Source organism: Halomonas sp. DP5Y7-2 (genome assembly GCF_019802025.1).
Taxonomy (GTDB): domain Bacteria; phylum Pseudomonadota; class Gammaproteobacteria; order Pseudomonadales; family Halomonadaceae; genus Halomonas; species Halomonas litopenaei_A.
The window spans coordinates 54,263-72,860 of record NZ_JAHVHY010000006.1 but is presented as its reverse complement, the minus strand read 5'-3'; the positions used below and the strand labels follow the sequence as shown (position 1 = coordinate 72,860).

Annotated in this window: 16 protein-coding genes and 1 other RNA gene; 5 read left to right on the top strand and 12 right to left on the bottom strand. The window is 62.5% G+C overall.

Annotated elements, in window-relative coordinates; translation table 11 throughout:
- Positions 1-6 precede the first annotated feature (6 nt).
- Positions 7-807, top strand: coding sequence for a hypothetical protein (locus KUW18_RS12500; protein ID WP_222561560.1), 801 nt, complete (start codon positions 7-9; stop codon positions 805-807).
- Between the two features lie 24 nt (positions 808-831).
- On the opposite strand, the gene KUW18_RS12495 is transcribed toward KUW18_RS12500, so the two are convergent.
- From KUW18_RS12495 to dnaX, 6 genes are all read right to left on the bottom strand, one after another.
- The gene (locus tag KUW18_RS12495; protein ID WP_206936959.1) at positions 832-1,293 is read right to left on the bottom strand and encodes a YcgN family cysteine cluster protein; all 462 of its coding nucleotides are present in this window, start codon (positions 1,291-1,293) and stop codon (positions 832-834) included.
- A 36-nt stretch (positions 1,294-1,329) separates the two neighbouring features.
- Entirely contained in the window at positions 1,330-1,632 is a 303-nt protein-coding gene (locus KUW18_RS12490; protein WP_224908739.1) for a YcgL domain-containing protein, read from the bottom strand.
- 115 nt (positions 1,633-1,747) lie between these two features.
- Positions 1,748-2,881, bottom strand: a complete 1,134-nt coding sequence (gene rnd, locus KUW18_RS12485) for a ribonuclease D (protein ID WP_222561559.1) — start codon at positions 2,879-2,881, stop codon at positions 1,748-1,750.
- A gap of 36 nt (positions 2,882-2,917) precedes the next feature.
- Positions 2,918-3,523, bottom strand: coding sequence for a recombination mediator RecR (gene recR / locus KUW18_RS12480; protein WP_222162961.1), 606 nt, complete (start codon positions 3,521-3,523; stop codon positions 2,918-2,920).
- 95 nt (positions 3,524-3,618) lie between these two features.
- A complete protein-coding gene (locus KUW18_RS12475) occupies positions 3,619-3,945 on the bottom strand; it encodes a YbaB/EbfC family nucleoid-associated protein (RefSeq protein WP_045993209.1) in 327 nt (108 codons plus the stop codon).
- Between the two features lie 121 nt (positions 3,946-4,066).
- Positions 4,067-6,319: a DNA polymerase III subunit gamma/tau gene (gene dnaX / locus KUW18_RS12470; RefSeq protein ID WP_222561558.1), complete on the bottom strand. Its 2,253-nt coding sequence runs from the start codon at positions 6,317-6,319 to the stop codon at positions 4,067-4,069.
- A 255-nt stretch (positions 6,320-6,574) separates the two neighbouring features.
- On the opposite strand from dnaX, the gene KUW18_RS12465 reads away from it, so the two are divergent.
- Positions 6,575-7,819: a hypothetical protein gene (locus tag KUW18_RS12465; RefSeq protein WP_222561557.1), complete on the top strand. Its 1,245-nt coding sequence runs from the start codon at positions 6,575-6,577 to the stop codon at positions 7,817-7,819.
- Positions 7,820-7,981: 162 nt separating this feature from the next.
- Here KUW18_RS12465 and KUW18_RS12460 read toward each other — a convergent pair whose 3' ends face one another.
- The 4 genes from KUW18_RS12460 to KUW18_RS12445 all read right to left on the bottom strand — a co-directional run bounded on the left by KUW18_RS12460 (position 7,982) and on the right by KUW18_RS12445 (position 12,973).
- Positions 7,982-9,013, bottom strand: a complete 1,032-nt coding sequence (locus KUW18_RS12460) for a histone deacetylase family protein (protein WP_222486622.1) — start codon at positions 9,011-9,013, stop codon at positions 7,982-7,984.
- A 173-nt stretch (positions 9,014-9,186) separates the two neighbouring features.
- Entirely contained in the window at positions 9,187-9,912 is a 726-nt protein-coding gene (locus tag KUW18_RS12455) for a tellurite resistance TerB family protein (RefSeq protein ID WP_222561556.1), read from the bottom strand.
- Between the two features lie 408 nt (positions 9,913-10,320).
- The gene (locus KUW18_RS12450; protein WP_222561555.1) at positions 10,321-11,691 is read right to left on the bottom strand and encodes an NAD-dependent succinate-semialdehyde dehydrogenase; all 1,371 of its coding nucleotides are present in this window, start codon (positions 11,689-11,691) and stop codon (positions 10,321-10,323) included.
- A gap of 271 nt (positions 11,692-11,962) precedes the next feature.
- Complete coding sequence (locus KUW18_RS12445; protein WP_222561554.1) at positions 11,963-12,973, bottom strand: aldo/keto reductase; 1,011 nt, start codon at positions 12,971-12,973, stop codon at positions 11,963-11,965.
- 226 nt (positions 12,974-13,199) lie between these two features.
- Here KUW18_RS12445 and KUW18_RS12440 point away from each other — a divergent pair, with 226 nt between their 5' ends.
- Positions 13,200-14,162, top strand: coding sequence for a hypothetical protein (locus KUW18_RS12440; protein ID WP_206936943.1), 963 nt, complete (start codon positions 13,200-13,202; stop codon positions 14,160-14,162).
- Here KUW18_RS12440 and KUW18_RS19970 read toward each other — a convergent pair.
- Both KUW18_RS19970 and ffs read right to left on the bottom strand, forming a co-directional pair.
- Positions 14,119-14,487, bottom strand: a complete 369-nt coding sequence (locus tag KUW18_RS19970; RefSeq protein ID WP_409995833.1) for a DUF6538 domain-containing protein — start codon at positions 14,485-14,487, stop codon at positions 14,119-14,121. The genes KUW18_RS12440 and KUW18_RS19970 overlap by 44 nt on opposite strands.
- 114 nt (positions 14,488-14,601) lie before the next feature.
- Positions 14,602-14,698: signal recognition particle sRNA small type (gene ffs, locus KUW18_RS12435), an RNA gene on the bottom strand.
- Positions 14,699-15,071: 373 nt separating this feature from the next.
- Here ffs and KUW18_RS12430 point away from each other — a divergent pair.
- Both KUW18_RS12430 and KUW18_RS12425 read left to right on the top strand, forming a co-directional pair.
- Positions 15,072-16,295, top strand: a complete 1,224-nt coding sequence (locus KUW18_RS12430) for an acetyl-CoA carboxylase biotin carboxylase subunit family protein (protein ID WP_206936942.1) — start codon at positions 15,072-15,074, stop codon at positions 16,293-16,295.
- 173 nt (positions 16,296-16,468) lie between these two features.
- Positions 16,469-18,496 carry a hypothetical protein gene (locus KUW18_RS12425; protein ID WP_222561553.1) on the top strand — a complete coding sequence of 676 codons (2,028 nt, stop codon included), beginning with the start codon at positions 16,469-16,471 and terminating at the stop codon, positions 18,494-18,496.
- Positions 18,497-18,598: the final 102 nt, after the last annotated feature.

Here is an 18,598-nt window from a genome sequence, read left to right as displayed (position 1 = left end):
ATTTTCATGAACGCCAAACCCATGCTCGCCCTCACCGCCGCCCTTTGGCTCGGCACTGCACTGACCGGTTGCTCCGATGACAGTGACACGGACGGCCAGGACAGTGCGGCGACACACAGCGACAGTGCTGCGGCCGAAGGCGCTGCCGCCAGTTCTGCCGACAACGACACCGCGGAACAAGGCTCTGACGATGCTGAACCGGCGCTGTCAGGGGATGCGCGTCGCGCCGCCCTCGAGGACTCGCTCAAGGCCAACTTCGACCCGCAGCTCGGCGAGGTGCGCTACCTGATTGGCTGGAGCGACCTCAACGATGATGGCCGGGAAGAAGCCATCGTCCACGTCGTGGGCCCCATGGTCTGTGGCACCGGCGGCTGTGACACGCTGATCCTTGAGCCCCAGGGAGATACCTATCGCGTCATCAGCGCCCAGCCCACCACCCAGCCTCCCATTCAACTGGGCGACGCCGCCCACGAAGGCTGGCAGGACCTGCTGGTCCGGCGCCACGTCGCCGCCGATGAGCCTGCCCAGACCGTTCGCCTGCGCTTTGACGGCAACAGCTACGTCGAGACCCAAGACGAACAAGCGACCGCTGACTCTGCCGGCGAGACCCTCATCGCAGACTTCGATAGCCTCGAGGACGCGCGTCCACTGTTCGATGGCGACGCCGAAATCACGGGGTCCATGGAAGGCGAGATGGAGGCCATGACGACCTCTGACGACGAGGATACGGACCCAGATGACACGTCAGCGGCGGAAGAAAACGGGACTGATGAGACCCAGGCCGAGAGCACAGAGACCAACACATAGCCCTCAGCCCCGTCAGGCTGGCGATCAACCGTCTACGGGGATCACCGCGATAATGTGATCCTCGAAGTCGGCTTCGTCGACCTCGGTCTCGGAAATGGCGAAGCTGCGCACGCTGATGCCCTTGCGATGCACCCGTTCGCGATCTCCACAGATCAGGTGGTGCCAGCCTGCCAGCTTGCGCCCTTCGGCCAGCCTCCGGTAGGCACATGAGTGCGGCAGCCATGTGAACTGGTGGGCCAGCTCCGGGGTGAGCTGAGTACAGTCTGGCACCTTGGCGAAGCGGTTTTCATAGTCGCTGCAGCGACAGCTGTGGACATCGAGCAGACGGCAGGCGAGCCCCAGTACCGCCAGGTCGCCGGTGTCCTCATCCTCGAGCTTGCGCAGGCAGCATTGGCCACAGCCATCGCACAGCGCCTCCCACTCCTGGGGATTGAGCTCATGCAATGAATAACGCTCCCAGAAGCGCTCTCTCAGCGATGTTTCCAAACCGACCTCTGTCTTCCTCCCTCTGGAGGTAATCGTTTAATAGCGAGCTTCCGTGGGCGTGCGGTACAGGTCCAGCAGATACTCGTCCTTGGCCGGCGGCATCTGCAGGTAGAACCCCTTCTCCTCGATCGCCGCCATTACGTCGGCGCCGCTGGTACGTGCCAGCGTCTTCTCAGGGGTCAGGATCATCGTCATCACCGATACCGGCGCACCAAAGCGCTCCAGCAGAGGTTCCGGTATCCGCTCAAGCCCCTGGCGCTTGTCCACGTAAAGATACATCTCTTCCTTGCGCGAACTCTTGAACACTTCGCACAGCAGCTTGCCTTGCATTGTCGTCATGGCTGTCTCATCGGGCCTTGATGGGCCCTGTCACGGGTGTGGTTGGGGGCATCCCTGTCAGAGGAGGGCAGCAGGCGGCGCCCCCCGTCAGCCGGGGTATGCCAGCCCGCTTATGTCACCCCGCCTGGGCCAGGTCGCCCAGGGCGGCCTGCAGGCCTGGGTTGAGTCGCTCACCGCGCCAGCCGGAAGCCAGCGGTAACGGCGCATTGCGCATGCTGGCCGTCACCAGCGCTTCAAGCTCTCGGCGCCGCAGCAGCACCTCAGGGGCCACCCCAAGGGACTCCGCTTCGCCATTGACCACCTTCTTCAACGCCTTCATGCGTGCCTTGAAGGGTGGCAGCGTTGGCGCCAGTGGCACCGGCGCCAACGCTGCCGCATCGGCGTGGGCGGCTTGCTTGACCAGCGCCAGCAACACATCGCCCTCGCGCTTGATCAGTGGAGGCTTGACGCCCTCGACGCGGGACAGCTCATGGCGGTTGGCCGGCAGTTTCTCTGCAATAGCGTAGAGCACGCGATCCTGCACAATCCAGTTGCGCGGCAGATTTCGCGCCCGCGCCTCCCCCTCGCGCCAGGTGGTCATCAGGCGATACGCCTCCACTTGGCGCGGCGCCAGGCGCCACAGCTGGCGATGACGCAGATACCACTGGCCATCGCTGTCGCTGGAGCGCTCCGACTGGGCTACCAGATCGGCGCAGTCTTCGAGCACCCACTCCAGGCGACCATGCCGTTCAAGAGACTCTCGCTGCAGTTGCCACACCATCAACAGGTAGACCACGTCAAGGGCGGCATAGCTCAACTGTGCGTCGCTCAGCGGGCGTTCGAGCCAGTTGGAACGGGTTTCTTCCTTGGGCAGGGTCTCGCCCACCCAGAACTCCACCAGACGTTGATACCCCATGGCGGCGTCTTCACCCAGCAGGCCCTGGGCGACTTGGGTATCGACCAGTGGCGTCGGTGCCACACCCGCCCAATGGGCAAACACCTCAAGATCCTCGCTACAGGCGTGCAACAGCTTCAGAGCGTCATTGGTCAACAACTCGCGACAGGCATCGCTGCAGGCAACTTCCAATGGGTCGATCAGGTAGGTGGTCTCGCCACCATAGATCTGAATCAGTGCTGGCACAGGATGAAAGGTCTTCTCCCTGAAGAACTCTGTGTCCAGCGCCAGCACAGGCGCCTGGGACAGGGCCTTGCAGGCCTCATCAAGTGCGGCGTCGTTATCGATCCATCGAATATCGGGGGTAACAGGCATTCAGGCTTCCAATTCAGTCAACGGCACGGGCCTAGGTCATTCGCTATCGAAAGGCAGGCGGCCAGAAAAGGCACGGCTCAGGGTTCCCCCGTCGACGTACTCGAGTTCGCCGCCCATGGGCACACCATAGGCCAGGCGAGACAAGCGCGCACCGTGGCGCTTGATTTGAGTGGCGATGTAGTGCGCCGTTGCTTCGCCTTCCACGGTGGGGTTGGTTGCCAGCACCACTTCCTTGACCAGCCCCTCATCCATGCGCGCCTCAAGCTGGTCGAGACCGATGTCTTCCGGGCCGATCCCGTCCAGCGGCGACAGATGCCCGTGCAGCACGAAATAGCGTCCCTGGAAGCCACCAGCTTCCTCAATGGCGAGCATATCCGCGGGAGACTCGACCACGCACAGCACGCTGTCGTCACGCCGTGCGCTCTGGCAGAGACCGCAGAGCGGCTCCTCCGTCAGCGTTCTACAACGCTGGCAGTAGCCCACCTGCTCCACGGCCTCGAGCATCACCTCAGCGAGGCGTCTACCGCCTTCACGCTGGCGTTCCAGCAGGTGCATGGCCATGCGCTGGGCGGTCTTGGGGCCGACGCCGGGCAGCACGCGCAGGGCGTCCATCAGTTGCTCGACCAGGGGAGAAAAACTCATGACAGTCTCGTCCGGGGCGGGGCCGCAAGCGCCCCCCGCCAGTCAGATATTGTCCGGGCCCGCCAAGGCCCGGAACGCCGCAGGTGGACGCCGAATCAGAACGGCATCTTGAAACCAGGCGGCAGGTTGAGGCCAGATGTCACCTCTTCCATCTTGGCCTTGGAGCTGGTTTCCACCTTGCGAACGGCGTCATTGACCGCCGCTGCCAGCAGGTCCTCGAGCAGCTCCTTGTCCTCTTCCATGACGGAGGGGTCAATCTCGACCTTGCTGACGTCGTGACGGCCGTTCATGGTGACCTTGACCATGCCGGCACCCGCTTCGCCCAGCACCTCGGCCTTGGCGATCTCCTCCTGAACGCGCTGCATCTTGTCCTGCATTTCCTGGGCCTGCTTCATCAGGTTGCCCATTCCACCTTTCATCATGATCTGATCCTCTCAAACGACACGGTTTAGCAAAGCGTTTGCCAGGTACGTTACCTGGCAGAAATAGATTCCGGTCCCAGCAAAGAACACATTCTGATCAATGCGGCGGCGATGTCTGTCATCAGCGCCGGGCCTTGCGCGTCTCGCCAGCGGGAGTCACGGTGGACTCTACCAGCCTGGCGCCAAAAGTCTGCTGCAACTGCTGAATATGGGGATCACGCTTCAATGCCTCAACCGCTTGTGCATGGCGTTCCGCCGCCAAGCGCTCGGCCATCTGGCGCGGGGTCTCGACGCGACCATCCAGCTCGACAACGTCGACCTCCAGCCGACGGGCATAGCCAAGGGCCTCCAGCGCATCACGAATGCGATTCTGGTGGACGTCGGCATTCATCGCAGATTGCGACGGGTCCAGCTGAAGGTGCAGCCGTTCGCCATCATCTCCGGCCACGATGCAGTGCGCCGCCAAGTTCCTGGTAAGCCCGGAAATGGCCAGATCGTCGAAGTGCTCCAACCACAGTGCGTGGGTCAGTCGCTGCCCGTCGAGTGGCGCAGTCGTGACCGCCTCAGCCTCGGCTTCTGTCGTGGCCTCATTAGTGGCCTCTGTCGTCGCCTCGCTAGCGGCTTCTGTAGCGACCTCCGAGATGGCCCCACTGCTGTCCGTCGGCCTGCCAGCGGCGGCGGCGGACACGCCTTCCTGCTCGAGCTCGCCAGCAGACGTTGCCACGACCTCCGCCGCCGCGGCATCGACCTCGGACACTGCCAACGCCTCGGCAGAGGCAGCGGAGGCGGCTGGGCTTGCGTCTGGCACCGGCGCCTGGGGCTCGTGGGGACCCTCGGCATCCATGCCCACCTGGGGCAGCGCCTCTGCGATTCCTACGCTATCTGCTGGCGCATCAGCGGGCTCTCGGCTGTCTGCGGGCGCATCAGCGGGCTCTCGGCTTTCTGCGGGCGCATCAGCGGGCTCTCGGCTTTCTGCGGGCGCCTCAGCGCCCGACGTAGGGTCCTCGGGAACGCCGCCCTCCCAGGGCGGAAGGCTGTCAGCAGCGGTGGCCGGCTCATGATCGGCCACCGGCTGGCTCGGCCCACTCGGCTCACTCGGACCGGGGGGCGGAGCATCCATGGGAGCAGCGACCTGCGCTGAGCCTGCCGAAGGCTCCTCGTACGACGATGGCTGCTCGGGTTCAGGCTGTGGAGGCTGCTCGGCTTTTGCTGGCTGGGGCTGCTCGGGTTCCCCGCGCATCGGCAACGGTGTCTTGGCAGGTCGCGGCACGCCCTGCGGACGAAAGGCCAGCATCCGCAGCAGCGTCATTTCCAGTGCGGTGCGGGCATCCGGTGCATGGGCCATGTCAGCCCGCCCCTGCACGCCGATCTGGTAGTACAGCTGGATATCTTCAGCCGCAAACTGCGCGGCAAGTGCCAGCAACGCTTCGCGATCACCGTGGCCATTATCCAGCGCCGACGGCACCATCTGACCGATGGCCAGGCGATGCATCACCGAGGTCAAGTCATCGAGCACGGCACCAAAATCAGGGCCCTGCTCAGCCAGGCTCGCCACCTCGCGCAGCACCCTTGCCGCATCGACCTCGGCCAGCGCTTCGATCAGCGCCAGCACATGACGATGATCCAGCGTTCCGAGCATGGCCGCCACGTCAGCGTGACGCACTTCGCCCTGGCCAAAGGCGATCGACTGATCCGTCAGGCTCATGGCGTCACGCATGGAGCCCGCGGCAGCCTTGCCCAGCAGCCACAGCGCGGATTCCTCGTAAGGTACCTGCTCAGCCTCCAGCACCTTCGACAGATGGCCAACGATGCGCTCCGGAGGCATATGCTTCAGGGTAAATTGCAGACAGCGTGACAGCACTGTCGGCGGAAGCTTCTGCGGATCGGTGGTGGCCAGCAGGAACTTGACGTGGGGCGGCGGCTCCTCAAGGGTCTTCAACAGGGCGTTGAAACTGCTGGTCGACAGCATGTGCACCTCGTCGATGAGGTACACCTTGTAGCGGCCCTGAGTCGGCGCGTACTGCACATTGTCGAGCAGCTCACGGGTGTCTTCCACCTTGGTTCGTGAAGCGGCGTCGACCTCGATCAGGTCGACAAAACGCCCCTGATCGATGGACTGACAGCTATCACAGCGCCCACAGGGGGTCGACGTCACGCCGTCGTCACCCTCGCCCTTGTCGGTGCAGTTCAGACACTTTGCCAGAATCCTGGCCAGTGTGGTCTTGCCCACGCCACGGGTGCCCGTGAACAGGTAGGCATGGTGCAGCCGCCCTTGGTCGAGGGCATTGACCAAGGCTCGCTGGACATGCTCCTGCCCCACCAGTTCATGGAAGGTGCGAGGCCGCCACTTGCGGGCCAGAACCTGATAGCTCATTGAACGTCATTTCCTGCGGCTGGGCTTCGGGCCTGACGACCCGCTATGTCAACAAGGCGGGGGCAAGGCGTGACGGGCACGCAACAGTATTTCCCGCTCGATGGTCGTGGCATTCTACCGGGTGGGACTCACGCCGCAAAGGCCGTGACCCATGACACCGTCACCGGCGCCGGTCGACAGGCCAAGGCGGCTATCATCGACACGCCATGACACGCCATTCACGACTGCCGCCCTCGCCATCCGACGGAACACCTTATGCCTGACAACCTTCCCGGCCCGCGCTCCGGTCACCCCATGCTCCTGCTGACGGGTTCACGCTTGAAGCTGATCATGACCCTCGCCATTGCTGCCATCATCGCCGTGTCATGGCTTGGGATACTCGACCGCGCCACCCAGCGCCAGGTAGAAGGCGCCACCACCCAAGCCTTGCTCGCCTTCGCTGCGGCGAGGGGCCTCAACGCGGGGATATCCGTCCTGCAGTCCACCGAAGTGGGGGTGGTGGCAGCGTCGACCCATCCCTTCGAGGTGCTGGACCCGATCAACGACCTGGTGGAGGACTATGCCAGCGTGATGAAGCTGGCCATCGGCTCGCTGATAGGCCAGACCCTGCTGCTCGAGATCACGGCCACGCTGGCGTTCAAGGTGGCCTTCACCGCCGCCGGCCTGTGGCTGCTGCTCAGTCTCTGGCGCGGCTGGCCGACGACAGCATTGGCCTGGCGCGCCTTCGCCCTTATCGGCCTGGGCCGTTTCCTGCTGCTGTTGACCCTGGCCGCCAGCGCGCTGGTCGATCACGCCTTCCTCGACGAGCGCACCACGAACAGCATGGAGGAGGTCCAACGCCTGTCCGAGGACGTGCAGGCCACCAGCGAAGCCCACACCGATGATGGCCTGCCTGCGGAGCAACGCGAACGGATCGAACGCGAATTGGCGTCCGCCGAGGACCAGCGCGACCAGCTGCGTGGCGGGCTGATCACGCTCAACCGTCGGATCGCCCTGGCAGAACAAGGCGTCGAGCAGAGCCGTGGACGCCTGTCGCTGCTGACTGCTCGCCTCAGCCTGAAGGAACGCCTTAATCCCTTCCATGACAACCCCGAGATCGACCGCCTGCAGCAGCAGCTGGCAGAGCGCCGCGACTCACTCGCAGCGCTGACGGAACAGCGCGAGCATCAGCTTAAACAACTCGCCGAACTGGACCGCCGGCGAGACGCCTTGAGCAGTCGCTTGGCAGGGGAAGACCAAGGCCTGCTGGCTAGCCTCAGTCAGCGTTTCTCCGCCTTGACCGACAGCCTCAGTCTGGCGGCGATCCAAAGCCGCGTGGAGTCCGGTACCAATGCCATTCTAGAGCTGATGGCGCTGTTCGTACTGCGTACCCTGGTCATTCCCCTGCTGTTCCTGTGGCTCGGCATGAAGCTGTTTCGCGCGCTTTACGCTCGGCCACCGCAACCCTTGCCGATGCTGCCCGCCCCTGGGACAGATCGCGACCAAGACGACAGACGCTGAACCTCTGCCATGGGGTCGTGGAAAACACGCCCCCTACTTCGCACGCCATTTAGGGCGTTTTTTAAGCACGCAGTTCAAGCGCCGGTCTCAAATCGCCCTCTACCGATACAACGACGCCCGCCACACCCCCTTGCTCGGTGTGGCGGGCATCATTGTGTCGCATCAGCGCTGCTCGAAGCCCTTCAGCACCTTGACCACGTTGATACCGATCTCCTTCACCGCGTAACCGCCCTCCAACAGGATGACGGTGGGCAGCTCCAGGCTGGCCAGACGCCGCCCCATATCGTGGAAATCGTCACTCTTCAGGCGGAAGCTGGAGATCGGGTCGCCTTCGAAGGTGTCGACCCCCAGGGACACCACCAGCAGTGAAGCCTGGTGACGGCGAATCTCGCCCAGCGCCAGCTCCAGCTGCTCACACCAGGTGGTGTAGTCGGTGCCCGGCGGCAAGGGATAGTTGACGTTGAAGCCGAGACCCCGACCCTCACCTCGCTCGTCGGCATGCCCAAGGAAGTAGGGGAAGCACTGGTCCGGGTCACCGTGGATCGACTGGGTCAGGACGTCGTCACGGGCGTAGAAGATCTGCTGGGTGCCGTTACCGTGGTGGAAGTCCACGTCGAGGATCGCCACACGGCCATGGCCGTCACTCAAGGCATGCTGTGCCACGATCGCGGCATTGTTGAAGAAGCAGTAGCCGCCGAACTGATCCGTGGCGGCGTGGTGGCCAGGCGGCCGACATAGGCCAAAGCTGGGCTCGCCGCTGGCAGCCGTGTGCCGGTAGGCAGCAAGCGCCACATCCTTGCTCGCCATCGCCGCCTCGAAGCTGCCCTGGGAAATCGAGGTATCCCCACCCAGTGCATAGTAGCCAAGCTTGCCACCAATATGGCCAGGAATACGGTCATCGCGCATGGTTCGCGTAGGCCAGGTGGTCGGTATCGCCTCGCCCTGATAGCCCGCTGCCTGCCAGTCATCCCAGCAGTTGGCCACAAAGTCCACATAGGCGGCGTCGTGAACGGCATCAACGGGATCGCGACCGAAGGCTTGCGGCTCACTCACCTGCCCTACCTCGTGCTGACGTATTTGCTCCAGCACCAGGTCTACCCGCTCGGGGCACTCGAACGGCGTCATCAATTGACCGTCGTGAAGCTCGGTCTTGGCGCGACGCAATTTGGTCGCTTCGCTGTGAAACACCTGCATGGAAAACCTTATCCTTATGATCGAGTGAGCTCACTGTTCTGCGGTGTGGGCCCAGTGCACACCGTGGAAGGCAAGACATCGGAGGGTAAAGCAACGCCCGACCCGTTGCAGTGGCAAGCGGTCGGGCGCTGATAGCAAACGCAAATCGCTGATCGCAGAAGCAGGTCAGGCCGTCAGTTCAGCCTTTCCAGCTGCCGCTCCAGCTCACGCCGCATCGACTCGTCCAGCCCCAGAGCCGTACCCAACTCCTCCAGCCAGGCCCGCTCCATGGCATTCTGCTCATCGATCACGGCGGCGCTGGCCAGGTACATTTCTCTGGCAGCCTGCGGAGAATCTGCCTGGCGAGCCAGTGCCTCGGCATCCAGCGGAGCCGTGAGCTGCTGCTCGACCCAGGCATGCAGCTCGTCATCCGCCCCTAGCTGCTGCATCTGTTCGCTGATCAGGGCACGCTCCTGGGCGTCAATATGGCCATCGGCACGCGCCGCCATGATCACGGCCTGCAACACCTCGAGACTACGCTGTTCTTGAGCCGCCCCATTGAGCTCCTCCAGTGGGGCGCCTTCCTGAGCCGACGCTGCGTGAGTCGCATCGGTACTTCCGGAACGGGATGCCTGCCACGCCTTCCATGCCAGCATGCCGACCCCTGCAATGGCACCGTACTTGATCGCCTTGCCACCCATGCTGCGTCCCCGCTTGGAGCCCATCAGCATGCCCAGCGCACCACCTCCCAACAGGCTTTTCATGTCCATCCCCCCGCGGGAGGACGATCCGCCCGACAGCTGGGACGACACGCTATTGATCAACCCCTGTACATCGAAGCCACCGCGCGAAGACCCGGACGATGAGGATCCTCCGCCCGCCTGTTTCATCAGCTGGTCCAGCAGGAACTTGGCATTCATGACGCTCTCCTTGGTCGTGAGACAACCGTGTCTTCGTTGGAATACTCCAGCGCGATGAGGTTCCCCGCAAGCTGCGTGAACGGGCTCATCACTGGAGCCTGAATCTCCGGTGCTGCCAGGTTCACCCTAACCGCCTCCGGCAACCGCTGCGCCGCACTCTTGACGCCAAGGGGGAGCCCGGGTCCTTCCTTGCACCCTACACCCGTCACCCCAGCGACACATCCTGCACATGCGCTCCGTATCAACAGTCCCTGTCAGCAGCCCCCTGTCAACAGGCTCTTATAAACAGGCTCCTAGTAAACAGGCCCCGTCGAGCCAGTTAGCTCGACGGGGCCTGAGAGGCGGCTGCCTCACGCTGCCTCACACACTTTCGCGCGTGACAGCGCAGGATGGTTCAGGACACAACGCTCAACGCGCCATCTTCACCATCTGGCGGTTGACGAACTCGTCCATGCCATCCTTGCCAAGCTCACGCCCGAAGCCAGAGCGCTTGACCCCACCGAACGGAAGCTCAGCCTCGCTGCCGGGCGGCTCGTTGATGTGCACCATGCCCACTTCCAGGCGGTTGGCCAGGTCCAGCGCCGCTTCGGGATTGGTGGTCTGGATCACCGCGCCCAGTCCGTAGGGCGTGTCGTTGGCCAGGTCGATGGCCTCTTCCAGGTCAGCAGCGCGATAGACCACGGCGACCGGTCCGAACAGCTCTTCCTGGAAGATACGCATGTCCCGGGTCACCCCGGTCAGCAGGGTGGGCGCGTACCAGGCGCCCGCCTTGTCCAGGCGCTTGCCACCGGTCACCAAGGTGGCGCCTTGGCTGACGGCATCCTGCACCTGGGCATCAAGGTTCTCCAGCGCCTGCTGGGAGGACATCGGTCCCATCACGGTGTCATCCGCCATCGGATCACCGACCTTGATGTTCTCGACCGCCTGACGGAAGGCCGCCAGAAACTCGTCATGCACCGAGGCATCGACGATGATCCGCTTGGCCGCGTTGCAGGCCTGGCCGCAGTTACCGAAACGTCCCTGCACCGCCTGCTTGACCGCCTGATCCAGGTCTGCATCGGGCAGTACCAGGAAGGGATCGGAGCCACCTAGCTCCAGTACGACCTTCTTGAGCTGCCGACCGGCTTGCTCGGCCACCGCGGCACCCGCTCGCTCCGAACCGGTCAGCGACACGCCCTGCACGCGACTGTCCGCGATCAGCTCGCCAACCTGCTCGTTGCTGGCATACAGATTGGTGTAGAGACCTTTCGGCGCCCCGGCTTCGTGGAAAATGTCTTCGATGGCCTTGGCCGACTCGGGGCACTGGGGCGCATGTTTCAGCAGGATGGTATTGCCATTGAGCACGTTAGGAGCGGCAAACCGCGCCACCTGATAGTACGGGAAGTTCCAGGGCATGATGCCCAACAGCACGCCCAGACCCTGCTTGCGCACTTCGGCCTTGGCGCCTGCCGTCACGATGGGCTCTGGCTCGAGCCAGGCTGGACCGTTGTCGGCGTAGTAACGGTAGATATCGACTACGACCGACATCTCTCCCAACGCCTGGGACTTCGGCTTGCCCATCTCACGCACGATAATGTCCGCCAGCGCATCACGACGTTCCTCATGCAGGTCAGCCACACGGTGGAGCAGGGCTGCACGCTCAGCCGGGGCGACGCCACGCCATGCCAGGTAAGCTTGCTGGGCCAGTTCGACAGCCTCAGCAATCTGGGCGTCGCTGGCCTCCGGATAGGTCGCCTCTACCTCTCCCGTGGCGGGGTTGGTGACCTTGTAGTGACTCATTGAGGCTTCTCCTTTCAACGTAGTGTTTGTAATGACTTGGGGTAAAAGAGATCTGTGTTAACCGTGAACCGAGCTATCCGACGCTAGACCAAAAGCGCTCTGGTGATATCAGGACCCAACAGCATAGCCGGGGCCTTATGGCGTTGACAGGTCGAATCCACCAGAGTTCGACGCCGCCGCCAGACAATACTCTTGAACTTGGTATAAACCCTCTGAACCTGGCATAGACCTTGTGAACCTGGCACCGACCTTCACCATCACGACGCTCGGGTTAGCCGGCAGGATCGAATTCCTCAGTATCGATATCGGCCTGCTGGACGTCACTGTAGCGTCGCCCTGCTACCTGGTCGGGGGTCAGCATGGCGTTGAGCAAGGCGAGCACGCCTGCATCCAGGCTCAGCGCCTCGGCGGCCAGATTTTCTCGCTGATGCGACGGGTCACGGGAACCCGGGATCGGGATGACATCCGCCCCCTGGCCTCTCAGCCATGCCAGCGCAAGCTGCGCAGGGGTGCAGCCCTGCTGCATGGCGATATCTTCAAAAGACGCCAGCAGCGACAGGTTGTGAGCATAGTTGGCGCTGGAGAAGCGCGGCATGCCACGCCGCATATCGCCCTCTTCCAGGTCCTCAGGGTGGCGTAGGCGACCGGTGAGGAAGGCACGTCCCAGCGGACTGAAGGCCACCAGCACCGTGCCAGCCTCGCGACAGGCGTCGAGCAGTGCAATTTCGGGGTTTCGCGTCCACAGCGAATACTCGGACTGGACCGCCGCCACCGGGTGCTCCGCCTGGGCACGCCGAAGCGTCGTGGCGGATACCTCGGACAAGCCTACCCCGCCAATCTTGCCTTCCTGCTCAAGCCGCCCCAGCTCCCCGACACTCTCCTCCACCGGCACCTGGCGATCCAGCCGATGGAGGTAGTAGAGATCCAGATGATCAGTACCGAGCCGTGCGAGGCTCTCCTCGCACTGGCGTCGCAGAGTCTCTGGGCGTCCGTCGATGCGCTTGGCGCCAATCGATAAATCGAAGGCCATGCCGCATTTGCTGGCAAGAAAGACCTCCTCTCGCAGTCCCTTCAGCGCCTGCCCCACGACCTGCTCATTGCTTGTCTTGCCGTAAAGCGTGGCGGTATCGAAGTGCCGATATCCGGCGTCGAATGCCTCACGAATCACCTCTACCGCACGGGCCTCCGGCAAGGGACTGCCGTAGGCATGGGAGACGTTCATACAGCCCAGACCGATCGCTGGTGCACTCAAGCGGGCAAGGCGCTGAACCACGTAAGACATGTCGGCTCCATGGATTGGTCATGAAAAGGTAACAGAACACTCATCGTACGATGCTGATATTAATCCTTCTAGGCGAATCATTTCGCCCCTACCATATAGCTGTCGCGCAACAGACTCGTCCCAAGGCCCCCAGGACCAGCGAAGCATCGGCAACGTCCTGTGCCCGACGAAGATAGCGCGCCTCCATCAGAAAAAAAACGAACCCCCACCAAAGGATAGCAACGCAGTGGAAAACTTCTCGATCGGCGTGGACATCGCCACCAGCCTGGCGATTCTCGGTGCCTTTGTCTCCTGGACCCTGGATAACCATCGCCAACGTCGTATGGCCAGAGAGGTCGGCATCAATGACCAGGCACGCGCCATCGCGGTCACCAAGGTTCAGGAAACCACCATTCAGCTGTCAAAAGACTTCAACAGCATGATCACCATCGCCGGCAAGATCGAGCGTCGATTGAATCGGCTGTGGAAGCAGGATGGCGTCGATGCCGTGCAACGGCATATCGAGAACAATGACAGCTACCTGCAGGATGTCAGCAGCGACCTCCAGGACTTCAAGGGCGAGGTGTCTCGCTACTACGAGAGCTGCCACGTTCACAAGTATCTGCTGTTTCCTGTGCTCGGAAGCTTACCCGAAGGAGACGAGATGGTAGCCAGCGTCAAGCGGGACTTTGATGACATCGCCCGCTGCCACGACGAGATCAACTCCGGCTACGCTCACCTGATGCGTGAACTCGAGACCGCCGTGGCCCTGGCGGCAGAGCTGCAGGCCACCGATGAGGACGACGCTCAGCACCCCGAGATCAAGAAAAAGCTGGTCAACGCCGTCAGTAGCATCGCCTACGATCCAGACTACAAGGACTTCACCCACTACTTTATTCCCGATGGTCAGGAAGAGGCCTTTTACCGGGAGTACGACAATCGGGAAATTCAGGATCGCGAGCTAAGCGGCCAGGTCATCGGCAACCTCTACGGGAGCCTGCTGAAACACCCCGCCCGACCACAGGCCATGTGCCTGCTGTTGGCCCGTCAGTCGATCCAGCGGACTCGTACCGAGTGCAAGGAAGTCCTGTGCTCGCTGAGTGCCGTGGCGAGTGTGCTGCTGGCCCGTAACGAGGGCACTACCCTCTCGGCAGAAATTCAAAAGCTCAAGTCAGACGACTACTTCGCCCTCGACCGCGAGATTCGCTGATTCTCCCGCCCCACCAGGGCCATACCTGACATGCCCCCTTCTGAGCCTCGCCGGCTATCGCCAGCGTCAGGAGGGGTGCCTTTGCCCCCATGCATACCGCTGAGCATGAGCATTGGCCAGTAGTCCTCAGCGAACGTCGAATCTCGGTCTTGCCGATGACCGCCCTTGCCCGTAGAGGCACAACAACGCGACAGTACCAGCCCCCATGACGGGGATCTAAACAGGTAGAGCATACTGGGGCGCTTGCGCTGCCGATAAGATAGGCGAGACTTTGATGGCCGGGCTTTGTTGGACAGGGCTTCAGAGCATTTTGGTCTGTTGGCATTTCAACAGAGGAAGGCGCTGATTCGGGCATCGTTGTACCACCTCGTTGTACCACTGCGGGTCAAAGAGGGGAAAACCTGCGAATCATCAAGGAGGGGGCCTGAAATGGAGGCGGCCCCGACAGCCACATCCCGGCACACGCGTCCACCACTACCGTTGCTCCCTTCCGGGCCTGGCGGGGTTTGCGGTCTAGCGTTGCGGGAGGACCGACGGGGCCACCGCAGCGAGGCAGAGTAACGATTCTACTGCCTGTGTCTGAAGCGCTGGCATGCTGAACTCTCTCGTCTTGCCTTTCAAGAGGTACTCTTTTGGGGAACACCTCAAGGACAAGACCTTCGAAATCAGCCCCTTGCCTCAGAGCGCGTGCACTATACCAAGGTCGCGCCTTGGCCACAAGGGTAAACCCAGTAGACTTTGCCTTTCCGGCCTAAAGACGGCCGATATGTGAGACTTCCCCCCTAAAGCTGTATGGTGAAAGCCTCTTATTGCCTGGGAGCGCACCTTTCCGGGCACCGTCATTTGAGGATAACGACGACCGACGATTCCGACCTCACGCACCTACATGCCTGTTACAGGAGGCGCTGCATGAACAAGGACCCTAATAAAGGCTACATCGCCCTGCTCGGCTGGAGCTTGAATGCCATTGAAGCCGCCGAAAACTTCGATCGCCGCTACGTTGTGGTGGCACCGGACTGGGCCGAGGACTACTGCAAGCAGCACGACATCCCCTATGTCTCCTGGAACTTTGAGCGACTCAATGATCGCTCCATGGAAATCGCCGAGACCTTGCGCGACATGGGCGTGGACGTCGCCATCCCGCTGTTCGAGGAAACGGTCGAATGGTCTGGCGCTATCAACTCGGTACTGCTGGACAACCCCCGTCTCTACGGCCAGTCACTGCTGCTGCGCGACAAGGCACTAATGAAGCGTCGCGCCCAGCTTGGGGGCATCCGCGTCGGCATCTTCGAAGAGGCCCACGATCACCAGGACGTGATTCGCTTTCTCAAGCGCGTCAACCAGACCTTGCTCAAGCTTGATGGCGACCCCAACGACCCCATCCATCTCAAGGCCTTCGACAAGGCGGGCTGCCTGGGTCATCGGGTCATTCGCACGCCAGACGAGGTGGACACCATCCCGGAGGAAGAATTCCCGGTCCTGATGGAGTCCCACCTGGATGGCTGGGAGTTCGCCGTCGAGGCATGGATTCACAACGGCAAGATCGCATTCCTCAACATTTCCGAATACGTGACCTTGGGCTACTCCGTGTTTGTCCCGGCCTCACCGGAGCTGGAGCGCTACCGGGAGCAGATTCGGGTACAGATCGAAAAGCTGATCAAGGCCTTCGATATCGACTTCGGCCTGATTCACCCGGAATACTTCGTCACCAGCGACGGCGAGATGTACTTCGGTGAAGTGGCTTATCGTCCCCCTGGCTTCAAGGTGTTCGAACTGCTGGAGCGGGTTTACGGCTTCAACGCCTATCAGGCCAGCATGCTGGTCTTCGACCCCAAGACAACGGCCGAGGAAGTCGCGGACTTCTTTCCCAAAGAGGTGGTCGACGCCAACGGATTCGCAGGCTGCTTTGGCGTTTATCCCCGTCGCCGTGTGGTCAGCCGTCTGGAAATCCCGGAGTCGGTGGAGGACCACCCCTACTTCGAGTCCCACGAACTGACTGCGCCCCTGGAAGAGACGGTGACCAAGCGCACCGCCTTCGGCACCCACTGGGGACTGGTGTACTTCCGTGGTGACGATGCGCACACCCTTCGAGACCTGCTGAAAGCCCAGGAAGACGAGGACTACTACGTCTAGGCGCCGGGCCAACCGTTCATAAAGGCGTCACCACGCGTTATTGCCCCCGTCCACGGTGCCGATGCCTGCACAACGACACCGTGGCACGCGGCGGCGTTGCACATTTGCGCCAGCGTCACGCATCATACCGGAACGGCTAGACGCCCTCGCCCACCAACCGCCCAGGAGCCGGAGTGACCTCCCCTGACATCTCCCCCACCGACAACGACAAGCTGAAGGGACTGCTGGTCAAGTTGGACGATGCCATCGCTGGTCTTGAGGCCGCTGCCGCGTTCGCCAAACCAGGCAAGCTCCCCCATGTACTCGACATCTGCCGCCGGGTGCTGCTGCAGCCCGATGGTTGTGCGCAGCTGGAAACGCGAGCACAGCGCCTGGAGCAGGCGGGTGTCTTTGACGGTTCCGACTGGGCCTACCCCCACATTCTCATCCCGTCGCTGACCAGCCACTCGCTCAAGAGTGCTGACCCGCAGCTGGTGGTGATCGAGGTGCTGAGCGAGCTGCGTATGCTGGCAGTGGCCAAGCAGCAGTACCGACACCCCTTGATCTCGAGTGAAGGGGCTCACCGCTATCTGACCCAGGTCATGGCCATCAATCTGCCGCTGCTGTTCTCGGCCCCCAGCGAAGCGGAGCGGGAAACCCAGGGGCGACTGGCCCAGATCCCCCGCGCGCTGTTCCAGCACTTGGCCAACCGGGTCGGTTACGAACACGTCATCGACGAGCTGATCAGCGAAATCTGGCGGATACTCCAGCAGCGGCCGATTCAGGTCGAGCCGGTCAAGCAGATGGTGACCCAGATTGCGCTCTGCCAGGCCAACCCGAATATTGATCTGGGCGCCAGTGGCCAAGGCGCGGACCGGCTGGTCAGCTCGCTGTTCGGCCCGACCCAGGGCTGTCGCGAAGACCCCGGCGTGGAAGTCTATCGGGAGCGCCTGACCGCCATGGATGCCAGGGCACTGCAATACGAAGCCAGCGGTTTTGCCCGGGCCATGCATGACACGGGACTGGTGTCACCCTATCACCCGGTCCTGCTCAGGCACCTGCTGGACCTGGGCGACAACCTGCTGTCGGAAGCCCTTGGCCTGTCGTCGACCGGGCGTGATTGTCTGCTGTGCTATCGGGACCTGGTGCACAGCATGATTCGCACCGCGATTCATCCCCAGACAGCCCAGGCGGTCTACGGCCTGGCCCTGACCCTGGAGCGCGGCATTCTCTATCAGCCCCCCGTAGCCCCCGCCCTGTGGAGACAATTGGGTCTCACCTTGTCGGACTGGTCAGAGGCGCGCCTGCATGCCGCCTTCGGGGATGCGGTGTCACACCGCGCCCGACTGATGGAGGGCGTGCTGTGCATGCTGGGCCTGCCCCTGGGGGTCGGCCAGGGCAACAACCCCACCTGCCAGTCCGCTCGCGCCCTGTCCATGTGGGCCTACAACGACCCGGACTACCTGCTGCAGATGGTGACCTGGGCAGCCAGGGATGATGAAATCATCATGCACTTCGAGGGCCAGCCCATCTCGTCCCGCGACAGCGAGTCAGGGGTTGCCCAGACCTTGCCGCTGGATCTCGACCCGGTGTCATTACTGGTCGTTCCCCACCTCGATCGCATCTATGCGGAAATGGGGCGCCGCTGTATCGGTCGCGAGGGAGACCCCCACCGCTGGGTCAATCCGGAATTTCACGGCTGGTGGGCCGGCCGTGGCTTTGGCATCAACGTCGACGTCGCCACCGGGCAATTGGCCGATGTGGACATCTTTTTGCGCCACTTCTATGCCAGCTACCACCCCTACTACAACGGCAACCAACCGCTGATTCACCCGCAACCTGCCGGCATCGCGGTCACCGACAGCGCCGGCCGCTTCATTGGCTGGCACGCCATCACCATCCTGCGCGCCTCCCTCGATCCCGCCGGCGACATGCGGGTCTACTTTTTCAACCCCAATAACGACAGTGGTCAGGACTGGGGCCTGGGCGTCAAGGTCAGCACCTCTGGCCAGGGCGAGCGCTTCGGTGAAGCCTCACTATCCTTCGAACAGTTTGCCTCACGCCTTTACATCTACCACTACGATCCACTGGAGCATGGCGAGCTCGCCCAGGTGAGGCAAGAAGAGCTGGACCGGGTCATCGCAATGATTCAAGAGAGCTGGGGGGCAGACAGGATTCCGGCGGGGGGCCTGCAGGCCGTGGACAGCAGCAACCCAGGGTGACACGCAGCACGGTGAATTCTGCCCCATCTCCTGACCGGCCTTTTGGTTAATCCCTCAAGCGACCTCTCGAGCAACCTCTCGAGCAACCTCTCGTTCAAACCG

Bases quoted from the DNA above. Each gene is read 5' to 3' on its own strand.
- rnd (WP_222561559.1), bottom strand. From the start codon at position 2,881: ATGCCTGTTACCCCCGATATTCGATGGATCGATAACGACGCCGCACTT.
- recR (WP_222162961.1), bottom strand. From the start codon at position 3,523: ATGAGTTTTTCTCCCCTGGTCGAGCAACTGATGGACGCCCTGCGCGTG.
- KUW18_RS12450 (WP_222561555.1), bottom strand. From the start codon at position 11,691: ATGAGTCACTACAAGGTCACCAACCCCGCCACGGGAGAGGTAGAGGCG.
- KUW18_RS12465 (WP_222561557.1), top strand. From the start codon at position 6,575: ATGCCTGACAACCTTCCCGGCCCGCGCTCCGGTCACCCCATGCTCCTG.
- KUW18_RS19970 (WP_409995833.1), bottom strand. From the start codon at position 14,487: ATGCCAACAGACCAAAATGCTCTGAAGCCCTGTCCAACAAAGCCCGGC.
- dnaX (WP_222561558.1), bottom strand. From the start codon at position 6,319: ATGAGCTATCAGGTTCTGGCCCGCAAGTGGCGGCCTCGCACCTTCCAT.
- KUW18_RS12490 (WP_224908739.1), bottom strand. From the start codon at position 1,632: ATGACGACAATGCAAGGCAAGCTGCTGTGCGAAGTGTTCAAGAGTTCG.
- KUW18_RS12475 (WP_045993209.1), bottom strand. From the start codon at position 3,945: ATGATGAAAGGTGGAATGGGCAACCTGATGAAGCAGGCCCAGGAAATG.
- KUW18_RS12455 (WP_222561556.1), bottom strand. From the start codon at position 9,912: ATGAATGCCAAGTTCCTGCTGGACCAGCTGATGAAACAGGCGGGCGGA.
- KUW18_RS12445 (WP_222561554.1), bottom strand. From the start codon at position 12,973: ATGTCTTACGTGGTTCAGCGCCTTGCCCGCTTGAGTGCACCAGCGATC.
- KUW18_RS12460 (WP_222486622.1), bottom strand. From the start codon at position 9,013: ATGCAGGTGTTTCACAGCGAAGCGACCAAATTGCGTCGCGCCAAGACC.
- KUW18_RS12500 (WP_222561560.1), top strand. From the start codon at position 7: ATGAACGCCAAACCCATGCTCGCCCTCACCGCCGCCCTTTGGCTCGGC.
- KUW18_RS12430 (WP_206936942.1), top strand. From the start codon at position 15,072: ATGAACAAGGACCCTAATAAAGGCTACATCGCCCTGCTCGGCTGGAGC.